The organism is Bradyrhizobium sp. NBAIM01, from assembly GCF_020194115.1.
Lineage (GTDB): Bacteria > Pseudomonadota > Alphaproteobacteria > Rhizobiales > Xanthobacteraceae > Bradyrhizobium > Bradyrhizobium yuanmingense.
Genome location: NZ_JADYVU010000007.1, coordinates 183955 through 202351, shown reverse-complemented (window position 1 = coordinate 202351; position 18397 = coordinate 183955). Strand labels below are relative to the sequence as shown.

Below are 18397 nucleotides of genomic sequence, written 5' to 3'. Positions count from 1 at the left end.
GATGGGTTTCGCAAGTGCTCTATCCATCCTACGGGCCGCACAGTGCGAGCTATTTGGGCCGGCGCCCCGTGATCGCGTGCGCGCGCGCAGTGCAGGTGATGCGGCCGTCCGCATGCGCCGGCAGGCCCGCACGCACCCGCGCGATGAGGGTCTCGACGTCCGCGGGCCTCATGGCGGCAACGGAAGGCCGGAGCGCGGGGGACTTCAGACTGATTGCCCAGAAGTCATCGAAACCTGAAAACGTCCGTTGCACCGTAATCTCTCGCGTTTGCACGTCCTCGAGACCTGCTCCTCGCCACAGGTCTCGCAACGCTTCCATGCGAGAGGCGTCCATCCGCGGCGGGCGCGTTGCCGGAATGCCCATCGCCTTCATCTCGTCGTAGATCGGGTCGAGCGGAAAGCCGCCGCCCAACATGTCCCACATATACGTCATGACCGCACCGCCGGGGACAACGACCCGCACCATTTCGCTGACGCCCCTGGCGGGATCCGGAACGAATACGAGAACCAACGCCATCACGGCCGCGTCGAAGCTGGCGTCGGCGAAAGGAAGTGCCATCGCATCGCCCTGGTGAAACTTTGCCACGCGCGCCGCAGGTCGTGTGCGCGCAAAAGCAAGCTGCTCGGCCGAGGGGTCAATGCCCTGGACCTCGGCGGGGTTGCAGCGCTCGACCAGGAGTTCAGTGAAGGCGCCGTTGCCGCAGCCGATGTCGATCCACCGCAAGCCGGTAGGAGGTGCCAGCCAATCAAGGAATATCTCGCCTGCGAACCGGCTCCAGATTCCCATCATCTGCTCGTAGGCGGCACCATCGTCGAAGCGAATGGTCTGCTCTGCCATGTCGAGATCCTCCCGGCCCGATGACGATGCTTGGCGCGCGCCATTCTGCGCACAAGAGATGGGACTGGGGAAGTCCCCAGGTTATCGCAGATGACTCGTACCAGCGGCCAGCGCGCACGCCTCGTCCTTCGAGACGGCGCTGACGCGCCTCCTCAGGATGAGGCTAATCAGCATCAGTGCTCGTTGAAATTTGCTGCCGCGCACTCCACCCTCATCCTGAGGAGCCCGCCCAAAGCGGGCGTCTCGAAGGATGGCCGCAGGGAAAACTCCCAAATGCGATAGCCCCTGGGGAAGTCCTGGAGCTGACCAGATCCGCCGGATTATTGCCGTGCGACATTCTCCCCGCGCGGCGCCTGTCGCTTCCGCCACACCTGCAGGTCAATCATGACTTTCACGGCCGCCGCGAGGACGAGCGCACAGAGTGCCACCTTGGAGATCGTCTCCATCGTCCCCTCGATCAGCAGGCAATGGACCACGCTACCTGCGACGATGACGATGGCGAGGGGAATATGGATGATGCGCCAGGTTCGCGGCCGCAATCCCAACCGCCTTCGCAGCAGAGCCAGGAACGCAACCGCGAAGATGGCCCACATCGCGATCACGCCGAAGGGAGAGAACGGCGTCGGCGATGAGAAGGTCAGTGCGTCCACCATGTCGGGCGGGCTGGTGATCCAGAGGCCGGCGACGTGGATCAGAATCGCGAGAGCAAGCGCGCCGCCGATCCAGTGATGGGCGCGCCTGCCGCGATAGGCCGACAATCGCGGCAGGTAGCCGCCGATCAGCAAGGGCTGCACGAGCAGGAGACCGAGGGCGATGATCCCGGCGAAGCCGGCGATAATGTAGACAGGATCGCGCCATGCCAGCTGCTCGCTGGCCGCAGCAAGCGCAACCGGCACGCCGATCGCCAAGCCAAGGGCGCCCCAGATCAGGGGCGCCCGGGCCGATCTCCATCGCGTCATCTGCAAGTCGGGTTCAAGCCGGCTGCAGCACGAAGTGCGCCTCCAGGCTGGTCTCCTTGGCGCTCCGCATCACCGGCCGCAGGAAGACGGTCTTGAACTCGCCGCTGTCATAGGCGAGGTGGCCGTGCGGCTGGCCGAAGATCGGAATGATCTGCGGCATCTCCAGCCGGAACCTGCCGTCCTTGTCGGTGAGCGTTGCGCCGTGGCTCTGCGGCTCGTGCTCCCGCCCTTCGACGGTGTGCGCCCAGATCTGGATGCGCTGCCCGGCCAGCGGAGCCCCGTCGCCGGCGCGGCGCACGGTGCCGCTCATCCAGAAACCGCCCTTGCCGATCCGCTCCACGATCGCCGCGCCCTTGCGGTAATTGTTCGCGCCGCCCGACATCGACTCGGTCGGTGCGAGGCCGCTCGCACGGGCGGGCAGCAGGACGCCGGAAGCGCCGGTTGCCAGAAGGCCCGTTGCGAGGACGGAGCCGCCGGCAGCGAGGAGGTTGCGGCGGGTGAAGACGACCGTGGTCATGTCAGTTCCTCCTGGCAGCAGCGCAGCTGCTTCCCGCAAGCTACAATACCAGGTGTAAAACGCCCAGTTGGCGCGAGGGGCGCCAGGGCCTGCAATAACAGTGTTGTGAACGGCCGTCTTCGCGGCGTGCATCTCTCAGATGAACTGACAAGAGGGGCCCGCAAGTGCTCTACCTATTCGGCGCGCTGCCACTACATGTGTGTCCTGCAAGCGCGCACCGTCACGCGGCCCCTCCACACCGGCAGCCCTCCCATGATCCCCTTCTCCGTGCTCGACCTCGCCCCCATCTGCCAGGGCGGCGACGCGTCGCAGGCGTTCCGCAATTCGCTCGATCTGGCCCGGCATGCCGAGACGTGGGGCTTCAAGCGGTTCTGGCTGGCCGAGCATCACAACATGACGGGCATCGCCAGCGCGGCGACGTCGGTAGTGATCGGCCACATCGCGGGCGGAACGAAAACGATCCGCGTCGGCTCCGGCGGGATCATGCTGCCGAACCACTCGCCGCTCGTCATCGCCGAGCAGTTCGGCACGCTGGAATCGCTCTATCCCGGGCGGATCGATCTCGGGCTCGGCCGGGCGCCGGGCACCGACCAGTTCACCGCGCGGGCGCTGCGGCGCGACCTCGCCACCACGTCCGAGAACTTTCCGCATGACGTGCTGGAGCTGCAGGCGCTGCTCGGCGACGTGCAGCCGAACCAGGCGATCCGCGCCGTGCCCGGCATGGGGACCAAGGTACCGTTGTGGATCTTGGGATCGAGCACCTTTGGCGCGCAGCTGGCGGCAATGCTCGGCCTGCCCTTCGCGTTCGCCTCGCATTTCGCACCGCAGATGATGATGCCGGCGCTGCGCGAATATCGTGCGCGCTTCGAGCCCTCGGCGCAGCTCGACAAGCCCTATGCGATGATCGGCGTCAACGTGTTCGCGGCCGACAGCGATGAAGAGGCACAGCGGATGTTCTCCTCGCTGCAGCAGCAATTCATCAACCTGCGCCGCGGCACGCCGGGGCCGCTGCCGCCGCCGGTGGAGGACATGGACGCGTTGTGGTCGCCGGCGGAGAAGGCCGGCGTTGCGCAAGCGCTGTCATGCTCAGCGGTCGGGTCGCCCGATGTGGTCGAAGCGAAGCTGAAGGCGCTGATCACTGAAACCGGCGCGGACGAATTGATGACGACGGGGCAGATCTACGACCACACGGCACGGCTGCGCTCGTTCGAGATCGCAGCGGAGGTGCGGGATAGGCTCGCGAAGCAGCCGGTGGGGTGAGGGCCCGATTGTCGCGGCGATGAAGGTGCGCTCCCTCCCCCGCTTGCGGGGGAGGGTTGGGGAGAGGGTGTCTCCGCAATGGGACAATCCCCTAGAGGAAAGAGTCCTCACCCCGACCCTCTCCCGCACGCGGGAGAGGGAGCGCACCGCGCGCGTGGCGAGCTGCTCAGCCCAATCCTCTCATGCCCTAATCCGCAAAGCCGAACAGCTTGGCCGGATTGTGCACCAGGATCTTCTCCAGCTCCGCCTGGTCGGGCGCGTAACGGTACATCAGCTCTAACAGATCGGCATCGTTCGGCGGCTGCTTCACCGAGACCGGATGCGGCCAGTCGCTGGCCCAGACGCAGCGGTCGGGAGCGGCCTCGATATAGGCGCGCGCGATCGGGATCACGTCGTCGTAAGGCGCGCCGGTCTTCGAGGTCTTCTCGCCGAGCGAGAGCATGACCCAGAAATTGCCCTTGGCGAGCAGCTCCAGCATCTTGCGCAGATTCGGATCGTTCCTGCCGGCCTCGGGGTCAGGCCGCGCCATGTGGTCGATCAGCACGGGCACGTCGAGGTTCTCGTATTTGGCGACGCTCGAGACGATGCCGTCCTTCTCCGGCTGGATCTTGACGTACCAGCCGAGCTCGCGGATGCGGGCGATGGCGCGGGCGAAATCGGCGTCCGACAGCACGGCGCCGAGCTCCTGGCGGAAGCTGAAGCGCGCGCCGCGCACGCCGGCATCATGCAGTTTTGCGAGATAGGCGTCGCTGGCTTCCGCGAACACCAGCGCATTGGCGCAGCCGCGATAGTTCGGGCCCATCGCGGCAAGGCCGTCGAGCACGACGGCATGATCCGCGCCGTAGGTCGTGGTCTGCACGATGATGCCGCGCTCGATGCCGAGCGTCTTGTGCATGCGCAGCGCCGCTTCCCAGGTCGCGGTCGGCATCCGATAGGCGGCGCCGGGACGCTCCGGATATTTGTCGATCGGCCCCAGCACGTGGAACTGGCTGTCGATGGTCTTTGGCGGCGGCGCCTTGATCGGGCGGCGCGGGTTGGGGTCGAACGGCAGATAGGTCGGCATGCAAGCGCTCCCTCAGTCGATCACAGCGGTGAAATCGCATTGGACCAGGGCGCCGCCATCCATGTTGTCCATCGGCAGCGCGTGGCGCGCGGGGCGCGAATGCTCGTCCGGAAACATCTTCAACCACTCGACATTCACAGGGCCGCGCTGCGAGCGGTCCTTCAGCCACACCGTCATCTTGATGATGTCGGAGGTCGAGCCGCCGGCGGCCTCCACCGTCGCCTTCATATGCGCGAACATGTTGGCGCATTGGGCATCCAGGCTTTCGGGCATCGCATTGGTCGCGGGATCGCGGCCGAGGATGACGCCGGACATCACGAGATTGCCGATGCGGCAGGCGTTCGGAATCGGGTTGACGTGCTTGAAGCCGCCGATGTGGATGCTCCTGCGCCGCGTTTGACCACTCATGGTGCGCTCCCTGCTTGTTATTGCTTCAGACGAACTGGCATGACACCGAGCCGAAGGCGCCGTAATCGGCATGGAAGGTGTCGCCGCGGCGGATGTCGACGGGACGCGTGAACGATCCCGCCAGCACGACCTCGCCGGCTTTGAGATGCTCGTCATGCGGTGCGAGGCGGTTGGCGAGCCAGGCGATGCCGTTGGCGGGGTGATTGAGCACGCCGGCGGCAAGGCCGGTTTCCTCGACCTCGCCGTTGCGGAACAGCAATGCGCCGATCCAGCGCAGGTCCGCATCCATCGGGCGGATCGGCCGGCCGCCGAGCACCAGCGCGGCATTGGCCGCGTTGTCCGAGATCGTGTCCATCACCTTGCGGGTCCTGCCCGTCTCGGGGTCGACGCGGTGCATGCGTGTCTCCAGAATCTCCAGCGCAGGCGTGACGTAGTCGGTGGCGTTGAGCACGTCGAAAATGGTGCAATCGGGCCCGCGCAGCGGCGCCTTCAGCACGAAGGCGAGCTCGACCTCGATGCGCGGCGCGTGGAAGCGGTCGAACGGAACAGGCGTGGCATCGGGGTAAAACATGTCGGCGAACAGCACGCCGTAATCGGGCTCGTTGATGCCGACCGCGTTCTGCATCGCCTTCGAGGTCAGACCGATTTTGTGGCCCTTGATGATTCGGCCGCGGCCGAGCTGGAGTTTCGTCCAGGCGCGCTGGACCGCGTAGGCATCCTCGATGCTGAACTCCGGATAGTCCTTGGTGAACATCGGGATCAGCGTCTTGGTTCGCTCGGCTTCATCGAGCCGGGCGGCGAGGCGTTCGATCGTGGCGGAATCCAGCATCGTTTTACTGCTCCGCCGCCACGGTGTTGCGCAGCACGCCGATGCCGCTGGACTCGACCTCGACGACGTCGCCGTCCCTGAGCCAGCGTGGCGGATCGAACCGCGCACCCGCGCCGGTCGGCGTGCCTGTCACAATCATGTCGCCGGGCTTGAGGGTGGCGAAGGTCGAGAGATAGGAGATCAGGAAGTCGAACGGGAACATCAACCGCTCGGTGGTGTCCTGCTGCCGCACTTCGCCGTTCACGCGTGTGACGATGTCGTGAGGCCCGCGCGGGTCGAGCTCGTCAGACGTCACGATCCACGGGCCGATGCTGCCGGAGCGATCAAAATTCTTGCCCTGCGTGACGTTGAACTTGCCGTGGCGCAGCCAGTCGCGGATCGTGCCCTCATTGCACAGTGTCATGCCGAAGATGTGCGACCACGCTTTTTCGCGCGGAATGTGGCGGCCGCCCTGCCCGACCACGATGACGAGCTCGCCTTCATAGTCGAGCTGGTCCGAAACCTTCGGCTTCTCGATCGGCTGGCCGGAGCCCGTCATCGAGGACATGCTGCGCACGAACAGGCTGGGATATTTGGGCAGGTCGGAATCGTCTTTATACTCCGCATTGCGCTCGGCGTAATTGACGCCGATGCACCAGAGCTTCTCCGGCGCCAGCACCGGCGGCAACAGGACGAGCTTGTCCAGCGCATGATCCGGCTTTTGCCCCGCGACGGCCTCCTGCGCATCGGCGAGTGCGTTGGCCGCGATCAGCGCCTTCACGTCCGAATAGTCGCGGCCGATGCGCCTGGTCAGATCGACCACGCCGCCGTCCACGGCCGCGCCGTAGCGCGCCTCGCCGTCCAGGAGATAGCTCAGCAGTCGCATTGTATTCCTCCGATGATCTTGGGGCGGCGGCCGGCGATGAGGCCCGCGCGCTCAGTCTTTCGACTTGGGAGTCTGGAAGACGCTGCCCAGCGTCACGATCTCGCCGAGGCGGGCGTAGCGCGGGCCGCCGATGCGCGCGATCGGATCGAGCGCCCTGGTCTCGACCTTGCCGTCGTTGACGAGACCGTCGCGCAAATGGAACAGCACGACCTCGCCGACGATGAGCCGGCTCTTGGCGTCACCGAATTCGAGGCACTGCCGGAAGCGGCACTCCATCGCGACCGGGGCGGCAGCGAGCCGCGGCACCTTGATGCGCTCGCTCGCGAGCGTCTCCAGGCCGAGATGCTCCACCTCGCTGATTTCAGGCGGATGCTCGACCGATGAGTCGTGCACGGCATTCATCAGCGGCGTATCCGCGATGTGGATCACATATTCCTCGGTGTCGAGGATGTTGTGCGCGGTGTCCTTGTAGTCAGCGCCCTTGCGGCCGACGCTGATGGCGAGCATCGGCGGCTTCTGCGAGACGAAGGTGAAGGCGCTGAACGGAGCGAGATTGAGCACGCCCGTAGCTGACAGGCTCGTCACCCAGGCGATCGGGCGCGGCACCACGATGCCGGTCATCAGGCGGTAGATGCGCTCGGCGCCGAGCTCGGTCGGATCGATCCGCATCGATCAATCCGCCCTGATATTGGCCTTGCGCACCACCGGAATCCACTTGGCGTCCTCGCGCTCGAGATAAGCCTTGAACTCGGCCGGCGTCATCGGCGTGGCTTCGCCGCCGAGCTTCTCGAACTTGTCCGCAATGGCAGGGTCCTTGAGGATCGCGACCAGCGTCTCGTGCAGCTTCTCGACGATGGGCGCAGGCGTGCCAGCGGGCGCGAACAGGCCGGTGAAGGTCTGGCCGTCGAAGTCCTTGTAGCCGAGCTCGGCGAAGGTCGGCACGTCGGGCAGCGATTTCAATCGATGCGGTGAGGTGACGGCGAGCGCGCGGAACAGGCCGGCCTTGATGTGCTGGAGGCTGACCGTGAGCTGGTCGAAGGCGAACTGCACCTGACCGCCCAGGAGATCGTTGATGGCCGGCGCATTGCCGCGATAATGCGCGGTGACCCATTGCAGGCCGAGATTCGACTGCATCAGCTCGCTAAGCAGATGGTTGGTGGTGCCGGGGCCGGGCGAGGCCATGGTCAGCTTGCCGGGCTCGCGCTTGGCGAGGTCGAGAAACTCCTTGAGCGTGGTCGCCTGCACCGAGGGATGAACCTCGAGCACCAGCGGCGTCATCGAGATCGTCGAGATCGGGAGAAAGTCCTTCTTCCAATTATAGGCGTCGCGCTTGTTGATCTCGGTCGCGAACAGCACCGGGCCGTTGGCGCCGACGAACAGCGTGTAGCCGTCGGGCGCCGACTTGGCGAAGGCTTCGCCCGCGATCATGCCGCCGGCGCCGGCCTTGTTCTCGATGACGAAGGGTTGGCCGAGCTTCTCCTGGAGCTTGTCGGCGACGATGCGCGCGGCGCTGTCGACATTGCCGCCGGCGGGATAGGGCACGATCAGCTTGACGTTGCGCGCCGGCCATTGCTGGCCGGAGGCGGGTCCCGCCAACATTGCGGCTGCTGCAGCGATGGCAATCCAGATTAATCTCATGTTAACCTCCCGGCGGCGCTTCCAATTCCATATCGGGCGCAGACTTTCGTGCATGGCATCCCGATCGGAGCGCAATCTCCAGATGCGCGCTTGCCCTGTCGAGCGAATTGTGGCGTTCTTGTCCATATTATGGACAAACGACGCGCAACGAAATCCACCCGCAGCGCCGTGGAGCCGCGACATGGCGCGCAGGCGATCCGGCGCGCGCTCGCGGTGCTGCGCATCCTGGCCGCAGGGCGCGAGGACGGTGTGCCATTGGCCGAGGTGGTCCGCACGACCGGGCTCACCCGCCCCACCGTGCATCGCATCGTCCACGTGCTGATCGAGGAAGGCATCGTCGAGCGGCACGGCCGGAGCGGCCGCTACGCGATCGGCAACCAGGTACCGGAACTGGCGCTGGCGCGTCCGCGGCCATCGCGGCTCTTGGTCGCCGCAAATCCGTCGCTGCAGCGCGCGTCCGCCGCGATCGGCGACACGCTGTTCCTGACGGTGCGCACCGGCAACGACACGCTCTGCGTCGATCGCCGGATCGGCGTCTACCCGATCCAGGTGCTGTCGATCGAGGTCGGCGCGCGCCGGCCGCTCGGCGTCTCCAGCGCCGGCGTTGCCATTCTCGCCGCAATGCCGGCGCAGGAGGCGCGAAAGATCGTCGCGGCGAACGAGAAGCGGTTCGAGGCCTACCGGACCGACGTCGCGACCGTGCTCGGCGAGGTCACCGCCGCCAGGCGGCTGGGATATGGCATGAGAGAGATCGGACTGGTGCAGGGGACGAAATCGATCTCGACCTGGATCAAGACGCCGGACGGGCAACCGGCAGCAGCGATGACCGTCTCCGCCGTTCGCACGAGGCTCGGGCCAAGGCGCGAGCAGGAGGTCGCGGAGATCCTGCTGCGGGAGGCGCGGGTGATCGAGCAGGCGATCGGGGGGTGAAGCGCGGACGGCGCCTCTTCGCCTCTCCCGCTTGCGGGGAGAGGCCGGAAATTTGCGCAGCAAATTCCGGGTGAGGGGGAGCCTCCGCGAGTCCAGCTGCCATCATCTTCGTGGAGAGAGCCCCTCACCCCAACCCTCTCCCCGTAAGAACGGGGCGAGGGAGCGCACCGCCGGCGCGGCTGGAGCTCGCTTCAAACCCAGCGCTGTCAATGGGCTGACGTACCGCTCCGTTTTGTGGCACAACGGCCGCCATCGCCGACCGATCAACGAGGCCACGCATGCCCGCGCCGAAACCGCCTGCCTTCGAGACCCTGAGCCTGCATGCGGGCCAGCATCCGGATCCCACGACCGGCGCCCGGGCGGTGCCGATCTACCAGACCACGTCCTACGTGTTCCAGGATTCCGATCACGCCGCCGCGCTGTTCAATCTGGAGCGCGCCGGCCACATCTATACGCGCATCTCCAATCCGACCACCGGCGTGCTGGAGGAGCGGCTTGCGGCGCTGGAAGGCGGCGTCGGCGCGATCTGCACGGCGAGCGGCCAGGCGGCGCTGCACCTCGCCATCGCCACGCTGCTCAATGCCGGCGACCACATCGTGGCGTCGAGCTCGCTCTATGGCGGCACCATCAATTTGTTGGCGCACACGCTGCCCCGCTTCGGCATCACCACGACGTTTGTGAAACCACGCGATCTCGACGCATTCCGGGCGGCGATCAAACCGAACACGAAGCTCGTGATCGGCGAGACCATCGGCAACCCCGGCCTCGAGGTGCTCGACATCCCGAAGGTTGCGGCGATCGCGCATGAGGCCAAGATTCCGCTTCTGATCGACAACACCTTCGCCACGCCCTATCTCAGCCGTCCGATCGAGCTCGGCGCCGACATCGTGATGCATTCGGCGACCAAATGGATCGGCGGCCACGGCATCGCGATCGGCGGCGCCATCGTCGACGGCGGCCGCTTCGACTGGCGCTCCTCCGGCAAGTTCGGCGTGCTGACCGAGCCCTATGGCGGCTATCACGGCATCGTCTTCGACGAGCAGTTCGGCACCGCCGCTTTCATCATGCGCGCCCGCACGGAAGGCCTGCGCGATTTCGGCGCCTGCCTGTCGCCGACCAACGCGTTCCAGCTGCTCCAGGGCGTCGAGACGCTCGGCGTGCGCATGGACCGGCATATGCAGAACACGCATCTGGTGCTGGAGGCGCTGAAGTCCAACAAGGCCGTGGACTGGGTGCTGCACCCGTCGCTCGAGGATCATACGGACTACCAGCTTGCCAAGACGCTGCTGCCGCGCGGTGCCGGCTCGATCGTCTCCTTCGGCATCAAGGGCGGCCGGCCTGCCGGACGCAAGTTCATCGAGAGCTTACGCATGATCAGCCATCTCGCCAATGTCGGCGACGCCAAGACGCTGGTGATCCATCCGGCCTCGACCACGCATCAGCAGATGGACGCCGAGCAGCTCAAGGCGGCCGGCATCGGCGAAGAGCTGGTGCGGCTCTCGGTCGGCATCGAGACCGCAAGCGACATCATCGACGACCTCAACCAAGCGCTGCGCATCTCGCAAAAGGCCTGACACCATGAAGCTCTCCGTCAACGGCACCGATGTGCTTGTCGCAACCGGTGGCCGCGACTTCGACAAGTCCCTGCCCGCGGTCGTCTTCATCCACGGCGCCGGCTTCGACCATGCGACCTGGGCGTTGCATACGCGCTGGTTCGCCCATCACGGCTTTGCCGTGCTGGCGCCCGACCTGCCCGGCCACGGCCGCTCTACTGGGCCTTCGCTCGGCAGCATCGCCGAGATGGCCGACTGGACGGCGGCGCTGCTCGATGCGGCGGGCGCCGCAAAGGCGCATCTGATCGGTCACTCCATGGGCTCGCTGATCTCGCTGGAGACCGCCGCGCGACATCCCGACAAGGTGTCAGCGCTGAGCCTGATCGGCACCGCCGCGACCATGACGGTGGGTCCGGATCTGTTGAAAGCCGCCGAAGCCAACTCGCAGGATGCCAACGACATGGTCTCGATCTGGGGCCTCGGCTTCAACGCGGAGCTCGGCGGCAGCCTGGCGCCGGGCCTGTGGATGCATGGCGGCGCGCAGGCGGTGCTCAGGGCATGCGAGCCGGGCGTGCTGTTCAGGGATCTGTCGGCCTGCAACTCCTATACGAATGCGCTTGCCGCTGCGGCGACCGTGAAGGTGCCGACGACGCTCATCCTCGGCGAGCGGGACATGATGACGCCGGCGAAGGCCGGCAAGGCGCTCGCCGCGGCGATCCCGCATGCAAAGACCGTCGTGGTGCCCGGCGCCGGCCACATGATCATGGCCGAGCGGCCGGACGAGCTGCTGGCGGCGCTGAGGAACTAAAGTTGTCTACGCATGATCTTTCCGGAAAACCGCTTCGCACTTTTCCGGATCATGCTTTAGGCGGATCAATCTTCCGTCTTGCGCGTTGCGGTCAGACATCCCTCTCACTCAAGAAGGGAACTGGACCATGCCGAGACAGGAAGTCATTCGCAAAGCCAGGCAAGACAAGCGCGCCGGCAAGTCGGCCAGCACGCAGGCCGGCGAATTCGTCAAGGACGAGATCGACAGGATCCGGAAAGGCAAGCACGGCGCACGCTCGACCAAGCAGGCCATCGCGATCGGCCTCTCCGAAGCGCGTCGCGCCGGTGTCGATCTGCCGCCACCGCGCAAGGGAAGCACTAAGAAGTCGACGCGCCGTAGTGCCAAGTACGCTTACGAGGTCGGCCAGGGCAAACGCACGCCGAAGCGGAGGCCAAAAGTATCGCGCGCCGCCACGAACGCTCTGAAGAAGGAACCGCGATCGACCGCATCGCGCAGTGCGCTGTCGAAACAGGCCAAGCGAGCCGCAAGCCGCCGAAGCGCAGCGTCCCGTTCAGCCGCCGCGCGCAAGGCAAGCCACACCAAGGGTGCCAAGGTGCGCTCCGCCGCCGCGAAGAAGGCGGCGCGCACCAGGGCGCGCCGCCAGAGCTGATCAGCTCAGGCGGCGTCAGGCGGATTCATCTGGCGCGGTCAGAAGTGGTCGGCACCACATCGCGGGCGTCTGTGGGGTGGGCAAAGCGAGGCGTGCCCACGATTCTTCGCCGCGTTGGGCAGGTCGTGGGCACGGCGCAAATGCGCCTTTGCCCACCCTACGATTCCGTCGATCGTGGAAAGAGACGGCTCACTCACCACATCGTCGCGGCGGCGCGCTCCGGCCAGATGCGGTCGTATTCCGCGCCGCCGACTTTGTTGTCGCTCATCTCCGCAAGAATCTGCCCCGGTGTCGGCAGCGTCTTCGGATCGACGCGCTTGTCGGGATTCCAGAGATCGGCGCGGACGATGGCGCGGGCGCACTGGAAGTAGATCTCGTCCACGTTCATCACCATGACGCTACGCGGCGCCTTACCCTCGACCTTGAACGAGGCCAGCAGCTCCGGATCGATCGACAGATGCGCGCGGCCGTTGGCCCGCACCGCATTGCCCGAGCCGGGGATCAGGAACATCAGCGACACGCGCGGGTCGCGCACGATATTGCGCAAGGAATCGACCCGGTTGTTGCCGCGGCGGTCGGGCAGCATCAGCGTCTTGGGGTCGTGGATGCGGACAAAGCCGGGCAGATCGCCGCGCGGCGAGCAGTCGATGCCTTCGGGCCCGATGGTGGCGAGCGCGGCGAACGGCGCCTTCTCGATGAAGATGCGGTAGAGCGGGGTGACGTGGTCGGCAACTTTGACGGTCGAGGCATCGTTCGTGACGCCGTAGATGGCCTCCAGCTGCTCGACCGTTTCAATCACCGTCATTCCACTCTCTCCGTGTTATTGCCCGCAACTAATCTTGCCAGCCTTGCTTCCTGATCACGCGCACGAGCTGGCGGCTGTGATAGTCGGCGCTGCCGGCATTGAGGATGGTGACATCGGCGTGTGCCGAGGCGTCATCGACGCTGCGCGACAGCCGCTCGGCGATGTCGCCATCGCTTTTCCGGGCGCGCGCGGCAAGCCGCTGCGCCAATACGTCCGGCGGCGCCGTGATCGCGACCACCACGACGTTGGCATAGGCCCGGCGCAAGGCAGCGATCACGGTGCGTGAGACGTTGGCAACGATGGTGCGGCCCGCGCGGACGTCGTCGTTGATCTCGAGCGGCAGTGCATAGGAATGCCCATGCGCCTCCCAGTGCACGGCAAAGTCGCCGTGCTCGCACGCGCGGCGGAATTCGTCGGGACTGACCGCGATATTGTCTTCATCGACCGAGGACGCACGCGTCACGATGCGGCGCGGGAAGACGATGTCGGGATCGTCGCTGCAAGCCGCCTGGGCTAGCCGCAGCAAGGTATCCTTGCCGGCGCCGCTGGGGCCGACCACGAGCACGAGCCGGCCGGGGCCGATCGCACCCGTCTCGCCTTCGCCCGTGGCCGCCATCTCGCTCATGCGACGCGGTGTCCTTCGCGCCAGACGCTGCGGACCACGGGAACGTGGCCTGCGACATGGACGCGGATCAGATCGGCGCGCTTGCCGGTCGCGACCTCGCCGCGGTCGGTGAGGCCGACCGCTTCGGCGGGCGCTTTCGTCACGGTGCGGACCGCGGCCGGAAGGCTGATCGCGGGCACATGCTCGGGCAATTGCAACGCGGCCATCAAAAGGCTCGACGGAATGTAATCCGACGACAGGATGTCGAGCAGGCCCTCGCGGGCGAGATCGACCGCGGCGATGTTGCCGGAGTGCGAGCCGCCGCGCACCACGTTCGGCGCGCCCATCAGGATGTCGATGCCGGCCTGGTGCAGGCCGCGCGCGGCCTCCAGCGTGGTCGGGAATTCCGCGACCGAGACGCGGTCGCGCACGGCGTCCGCGACGTTCTCCTCGGTGGTGTCGTCGTGGCTCGCCAGCGGAATGTTGTACTGATGCGCCAGCGCCACGATCTCGCGCATGTTGGCCGCGGCGTAGAGCCTTTGATATTCGAACCGCTTTGCGAACAGCTCGTCGAGCTCGGCATCGGTCTTGCCGCCGCCCTTGCCGCGGTAATAGTCGCGCAGCTTGACCTCGTCGCGAAACTGGCGTTGGCCCGGCGTGTGGTCCATCAGCGACATCAGCTTGACGTCGGGACGGTCGATCAGCTCCTTGGCCTCCTCGACCACGCTCGGCATCGGGATCTCGCAGCGCAGATGCAGGAAGTGATCGGCGCGCAGCAGGTTGGCCTCGCGCGCGGTGGTGATCGCGGCGGCGAGCACGCCGGCGCGGCCATCGACCTCCTCAGCGCCGTCCTCGCGCCAGACCCGGAGCGAATCGAACACGGTGGTGATGCCCGAGGTCGCAAGCTGGCCGTCATAGGAGATGACGGCGGCGACAGGATTCCAGAACACTTTTGGCCGCGGCACGTAATGCGCCTCGAGATGGTCGGTGTGGAGTTCGATCAGGCCGGGCATGATCAGATCGCCGCCGGCATCCTCGGCACCCGCGGGCGCCCTCCCCTCGCCGATCTCCGCAATGCGGCCGTCGGCAAGCGCGAGCCAGCCCTGCTCGATCACCCGGTCAGCCAGCACGATCCTGGCGTTGGCGATCACGGATTCCTTCTTCATTTCCCCATTCCTTCAGGCCGCGGCGGCAAAGCCGGTGACGTCGACGATGCGGTCGGCAATCAAATGACGGATTTCGTCGTCATGGACAATGGCGACCATGGCGACGCCCTGACGTTTCTTTTCAGCGACCAGCTCGACCACCACGGCGCGATTGGCCGCATCGAGCGAGGCGGTCGGCTCGTCCAGCAGAAGGATCGGCAGGTCGGAGATGAAGCCACGGGCGATGTTCACGCGCTGCTGCTCGCCGCCGGAGAAGGTCGCGGGGGGAAGCTGCCAGAGCCGTTCGGGGATGTTGAGACGATGCAGCAGCTCGCCGGCGCGCGCCTGTGCGTCTGCCCGGCTCATGCCATTCGCGATCAGCGGCTCCGCGACGACGTCGATGGTGGCGACGCGCGGCACCGCGCGCAGGAACTGGCTGACATAGCCGATGGTGGAGCGGCGGATGTTGAGCACCTGGCGTGGCTCGGCGGTGGCAAGATCGACCACTTTGCCGCGATGGCGGATGCCGATGCAGCCGCTATCGCAGCGATAATTGCCGAAGATCATCTTCAGGATGGACGACTTGCCGGCGCCCGACGGCCCCGACAGCACGACGCACTCGCCTGGATTGACCTGGAAGGTCACGCCACGCACGACAGGCAGCTCGATGCCGCCCTGCAGGTGCATCGTAAAGGTCTTGCCGGCGTCAGTGATGTCGATCATGGCGGTCATTGGAAAGCTCATATCGTAAAGTTCATGGCGGCAGGATCGAGGAGACGAGGAGCTGGGTATAGGGCTCGCGCGGGTCGTCGAGCACCTGGTCCGTGAGACCGGTCTCGATGACGCGGCCGCCTTTCATCACCATCACGCGGTGCGACAAGAGGCGCGCCACCGCGAGATCGTGGGTGACGATGATGACGGCGAGGTTCAGCTCGGCGACGAGGCTGCGCAAGAGATCGAGCAGGCGCGCCTGCACCGATACGTCAAGGCCGCCGGTCGGCTCGTCCATGAACACGAGCCGCGGCTCGGTAACGAGGTTGCGGGCGATCTGGAGGCGCTGGCGCATGCCGCCGGAATAGGTGCGCGGCGCATCGTCGATGCGCGCGACGTCGATCTCGACGCGCGTCAGCCAATCCGACGCGGTCTCACGGATGCGGCCGTAGTGATTCCACCCGACCGCCATCAGCCGCTCGCCGACATTGGCGCCGGCCGAGACTGCCATGCGCAGGCCCTGCGCGGGGTCTTGATGCACAAAGCCCCAATCGGTGCGGAACAGGAAGCGGCGCTCGGCCTCGCCGAGCGTCGTGAGATCGCGGGTGACGCCATCACGCATCCGATAGGACACATGGCCTGCACTCGGCGCGAGCTGGCCCGACAGCATTTGCAGCAGCGTCGACTTGCCCGAGCCGGATTCGCCGACGATCGCCAACACCTCGCCGGGATAGAGCGAGAACGACACGTCGCGACAGGCATTGATGCGGCCGAACGACTTGCTGAGGGATTTTGCGACCAGCAGCGGCTCGTCGTTCTCGACCAGATTCTGATCAGCCATTCGCGGCCTCCTGCGCCTTATCCTTGTACGGCGCGGCACTGAGGCTGCCGTGATGGCCGGCGGCCTGGCGGCCCTCGCAATAATCGGTATCCGAGCACACGAACATGCGCCCGCCCTTGTCGTCGGTCACGATCTCGTCGAGATAGGAATTCTCCGCGCCACAGAGCGCGCAGGGCGCGTTGAAGCGGTAGGGCTCGAACGGGTGATCCTCGAAATCGAGCGACACCACTTGCGTGTAGGGCGGGATGGCGTAGATGCGCTTCTCGCGGCCGGCGCCGAACAATTGCAGCGCCGGGGAATTGTCCATCTTGGGATTGTCGAATTTCGGCGTCGGTGACGGGTCCATCACATAGCGCGCGTTGACCTTCACCGGGTAGGCATAGGCCGTGGCGATGTGGCCGAAGCGTGCGATGTCCTCGTAGAGCTTCACATGCATCAGGCCGTATTCGGCGAGCGCGTGCATGCGCCGCGTCTCGGTCTCGCGCGGCTCGAGGAAGCGCAACGGCTCGGGGATCGGCACCTGATAGACCAGCACCTGGTTCTCGTTCAGCGCCGTCTCGGGGATGCGGTGACGGGTCTGGATCACGGTAGCCTCGTCCGTCGCCGTCGTGGTCGCAACGCCCGCGGTCTTGGCGAAGAATTTGCGGATCGAGATCGCGTTGGTGGTGTCGTCGGAGCCCTGGTCGATCACCTTCAGCACGTCCTGCGGCCCCAGGATCGCGGCCGTGACCTGCACGCCGCCGGTGCCCCAGCCATAGGGCATCGGCATTTCCCGGCTGGCGAACGGCACCTGATAGCCGGGGATGGCGATCGCCTTCAGGATCGCGCGGCGGATCATGCGCTTGGTCTGCTCGTCGAGATAGGCGAAATTGTAGGCGGGCGCGTTCATTCCGCGGCCTCCTTCATGGCATCGGGCGCATTGGCATCGGCAAACTCTTGCCGCAACTTTCGGAGCAGGCCGAGCTCGGACTGGAAGTCGACATAGTGCGGCAGCTTTAGGTGCTCGACGAAGCCGGTCGCCTGCACATTGTCCGAATGCGACATCACGAACTCCTCGTCCTGCGCCGGTGCGAGCGCCTCCTCGCCGAGCTCACGGGCGCGCAATGCGCGGTCGACCAGCGCCATCGACATGGTCTTGCGTTCGCTCTGGCCGAAGGCGAGGCCATAGCCGCGGGTGAAGCACGGCGCCTCGGTCGCCGAGCCCTTGAACTGGTTGACCATCTGGCACTCGGTCAGCTCGATCGCACCGAGCGGCACGGCGAAGCCGACGTCTTCCGCGACGAATTCGACCTCGACCTCGCCGAAGCGGATCTCGCCGACGAAGGGATGGTTGCGGCCGTAGCCGCGCTGGGTGGAATAGCCCATCGCGAGCAGAAAGCCTTCGTCACCGCGCGCGAGGTTTTGCAGGCGCAAATCACGGTCCGCGGGGAAATTCAGCGGCTCGCGGGTGAGATCGCCGACGCTGGCACCGTCCTCGGCTTCCGGCGATGATTCGATTAGCCCGTCGCGCCCGAGAATGTCTGTCACGCGCGGCGTCGGCGCGGTGGAGGCTTCGGCCGCAGCTGGCCTCTCCGGCACAAAACCTTGGGCGAGCGATGGATCGAGCAGGCGGTGCGTGTAGTCGAAGGTCGGCCCCAGGATCTGGCCGCCGGGAATGTCCTTGAAGGTCGCCGACACCCGCCGCTGCACCCGCATGGTGCCGGTGTCGACCGGCTCGCTGGCACCGAAGCGCGGCAGCGTGGCGCGGAAGGCGCGAACCAGGAAGATCGCCTCGATCAAATCGCCGCGCGCCTGCTTGATCGCAAGCGACGCGAGCTCGCGGTCATAGAGCGAGCCTTCGCTCATGACGCGATCGACGGCCAGGCCGAGCTGCTCCGAGATCTGGTCGAGCGTGATTTCCGCAACGCTCTGGTCGCCGCGCCGCTTATGCGCGAGCAGGCGATGGGCGTTCTCGATGGCGCGTTCGCCGCCTTTGACTGCGACATACATGCT

The 18397-nt window shown here is 66.1% G+C and carries 21 protein-coding genes; 5 read left to right on the top strand and 16 right to left on the bottom strand.

All coding sequences use genetic code 11. The features are described 5' to 3' along the window. Positions 1–49: 49 nt before the first annotated feature. The 3 genes from I6F31_RS23195 to I6F31_RS23185 all read right to left on the bottom strand — a co-directional run bounded on the left by I6F31_RS23195 (position 50) and on the right by I6F31_RS23185 (position 2314). Positions 50–838 (bottom strand): class I SAM-dependent methyltransferase, encoded by a 789-nt coding sequence (locus I6F31_RS23195; protein ID WP_225186160.1) that lies wholly within the window; start codon positions 836–838, stop codon positions 50–52. A 320-nt stretch (positions 839–1158) separates the two neighbouring features. Beyond that, the gene (locus tag I6F31_RS23190; RefSeq protein ID WP_225186159.1) at positions 1159–1797 is read right to left on the bottom strand and encodes a ferric reductase-like transmembrane domain-containing protein; all 639 of its coding nucleotides are present in this window, start codon (positions 1795–1797) and stop codon (positions 1159–1161) included. 13 nt (positions 1798–1810) lie between these two features. Continuing rightward, complete coding sequence (locus I6F31_RS23185; protein ID WP_036014379.1) at positions 1811–2314, bottom strand: twin-arginine translocation pathway signal; 504 nt, start codon at positions 2312–2314, stop codon at positions 1811–1813. A 252-nt stretch (positions 2315–2566) separates the two neighbouring features. Between I6F31_RS23185 and I6F31_RS23180 the strand changes: the two genes are divergently transcribed. After that, positions 2567–3574: an LLM class flavin-dependent oxidoreductase gene (locus I6F31_RS23180; RefSeq protein ID WP_036026975.1), complete on the top strand. Its 1008-nt coding sequence runs from the start codon at positions 2567–2569 to the stop codon at positions 3572–3574. 187 nt (positions 3575–3761) lie between these two features. On the opposite strand, the gene I6F31_RS23175 is transcribed toward I6F31_RS23180, so the two are convergent. The 6 genes from I6F31_RS23175 to I6F31_RS23150 are packed head-to-tail and all read right to left on the bottom strand — an operon-like array spanning position 3762 to position 8377. Further along, complete coding sequence (locus tag I6F31_RS23175) at positions 3762–4637, bottom strand: amidohydrolase family protein (protein WP_225147316.1); 876 nt, start codon at positions 4635–4637, stop codon at positions 3762–3764. Between the two features lie 12 nt (positions 4638–4649). Then, positions 4650–5045, bottom strand: a complete 396-nt coding sequence (locus I6F31_RS23170) for a RidA family protein (RefSeq protein WP_225133946.1) — start codon at positions 5043–5045, stop codon at positions 4650–4652. A 25-nt stretch (positions 5046–5070) separates the two neighbouring features. After that, positions 5071–5874, bottom strand: coding sequence for a 2-oxo-hept-4-ene-1,7-dioate hydratase (gene hpaH / locus I6F31_RS23165; protein ID WP_225147315.1), 804 nt, complete (start codon positions 5872–5874; stop codon positions 5071–5073). Positions 5875–5878: 4 nt separating this feature from the next. Then, complete coding sequence (locus I6F31_RS23160; RefSeq protein ID WP_225147314.1) at positions 5879–6739, bottom strand: fumarylacetoacetate hydrolase family protein; 861 nt, start codon at positions 6737–6739, stop codon at positions 5879–5881. Between the two features lie 51 nt (positions 6740–6790). Next, on the bottom strand, positions 6791–7408 hold the full coding sequence (locus I6F31_RS23155) for a flavin reductase family protein (RefSeq protein WP_036026965.1): 618 nt from the start codon (positions 7406–7408) through the stop codon (positions 6791–6793). Positions 7409–7411: 3 nt separating this feature from the next. Next, the gene (locus I6F31_RS23150) at positions 7412–8377 is read right to left on the bottom strand and encodes a tripartite tricarboxylate transporter substrate binding protein (protein ID WP_057027821.1); all 966 of its coding nucleotides are present in this window, start codon (positions 8375–8377) and stop codon (positions 7412–7414) included. Between the two features lie 129 nt (positions 8378–8506). Here I6F31_RS23150 and I6F31_RS23145 point away from each other — a divergent pair, with 129 nt between their 5' ends. From I6F31_RS23145 to I6F31_RS23130, 4 genes are all read left to right on the top strand, one after another. Beyond that, positions 8507–9307, top strand: a complete 801-nt coding sequence (locus tag I6F31_RS23145) for an IclR family transcriptional regulator (RefSeq protein WP_036014389.1) — start codon at positions 8507–8509, stop codon at positions 9305–9307. Between the two features lie 278 nt (positions 9308–9585). Beyond that, positions 9586–10881, top strand: coding sequence for an O-acetylhomoserine aminocarboxypropyltransferase (locus I6F31_RS23140; RefSeq protein ID WP_036014390.1), 1296 nt, complete (start codon positions 9586–9588; stop codon positions 10879–10881). Positions 10882–10885: 4 nt separating this feature from the next. Continuing rightward, positions 10886–11668, top strand: coding sequence for an alpha/beta hydrolase (locus I6F31_RS23135; RefSeq protein WP_036014391.1), 783 nt, complete (start codon positions 10886–10888; stop codon positions 11666–11668). A gap of 127 nt (positions 11669–11795) precedes the next feature. Next, positions 11796–12299 (top strand): DUF6496 domain-containing protein, encoded by a 504-nt coding sequence (locus I6F31_RS23130; protein WP_036014392.1) that lies wholly within the window; start codon positions 11796–11798, stop codon positions 12297–12299. 193 nt (positions 12300–12492) lie between these two features. Here the strand turns inward: I6F31_RS23130 and I6F31_RS23125 are convergent, their stop codons facing one another. Genes I6F31_RS23125 through I6F31_RS23095 form a run of 7 tightly spaced genes read right to left on the bottom strand, consistent with a single transcriptional unit; the run spans position 12493 to position 18394 of the window. Beyond that, on the bottom strand, positions 12493–13104 hold the full coding sequence (locus I6F31_RS23125) for a pyridoxamine 5'-phosphate oxidase family protein (RefSeq protein ID WP_036026947.1): 612 nt from the start codon (positions 13102–13104) through the stop codon (positions 12493–12495). Between the two features lie 28 nt (positions 13105–13132). After that, positions 13133–13729, bottom strand: coding sequence for a phosphonate metabolism protein/1,5-bisphosphokinase (PRPP-forming) PhnN (phnN, locus tag I6F31_RS23120; RefSeq protein ID WP_225151937.1), 597 nt, complete (start codon positions 13727–13729; stop codon positions 13133–13135). Beyond that, positions 13726–14874 (bottom strand): alpha-D-ribose 1-methylphosphonate 5-triphosphate diphosphatase, encoded by a 1149-nt coding sequence (locus tag I6F31_RS23115; protein ID WP_057027588.1) that lies wholly within the window; start codon positions 14872–14874, stop codon positions 13726–13728. The genes phnN and I6F31_RS23115 overlap by 4 nt, the downstream gene beginning before the upstream one ends. 12 nt (positions 14875–14886) lie before the next feature. Next, a complete protein-coding gene (gene phnL / locus I6F31_RS23110; RefSeq protein ID WP_057027587.1) occupies positions 14887–15585 on the bottom strand; it encodes a phosphonate C-P lyase system protein PhnL in 699 nt (232 codons plus the stop codon). A 22-nt stretch (positions 15586–15607) separates the two neighbouring features. After that, on the bottom strand, positions 15608–16405 hold the full coding sequence (gene phnK / locus I6F31_RS23105; protein WP_036014398.1) for a phosphonate C-P lyase system protein PhnK: 798 nt from the start codon (positions 16403–16405) through the stop codon (positions 15608–15610). Further along, positions 16398–17294: an alpha-D-ribose 1-methylphosphonate 5-phosphate C-P-lyase PhnJ gene (locus I6F31_RS23100; protein WP_036014400.1), complete on the bottom strand. Its 897-nt coding sequence runs from the start codon at positions 17292–17294 to the stop codon at positions 16398–16400. Before I6F31_RS23100 ends, phnK begins: the two co-directional genes overlap by 8 nt. Further along, positions 17291–18394 (bottom strand): carbon-phosphorus lyase complex subunit PhnI, encoded by a 1104-nt coding sequence (locus tag I6F31_RS23095; protein ID WP_225151939.1) that lies wholly within the window; start codon positions 18392–18394, stop codon positions 17291–17293. Before I6F31_RS23095 ends, I6F31_RS23100 begins: the two co-directional genes overlap by 4 nt. Positions 18395–18397: the final 3 nt, after the last annotated feature.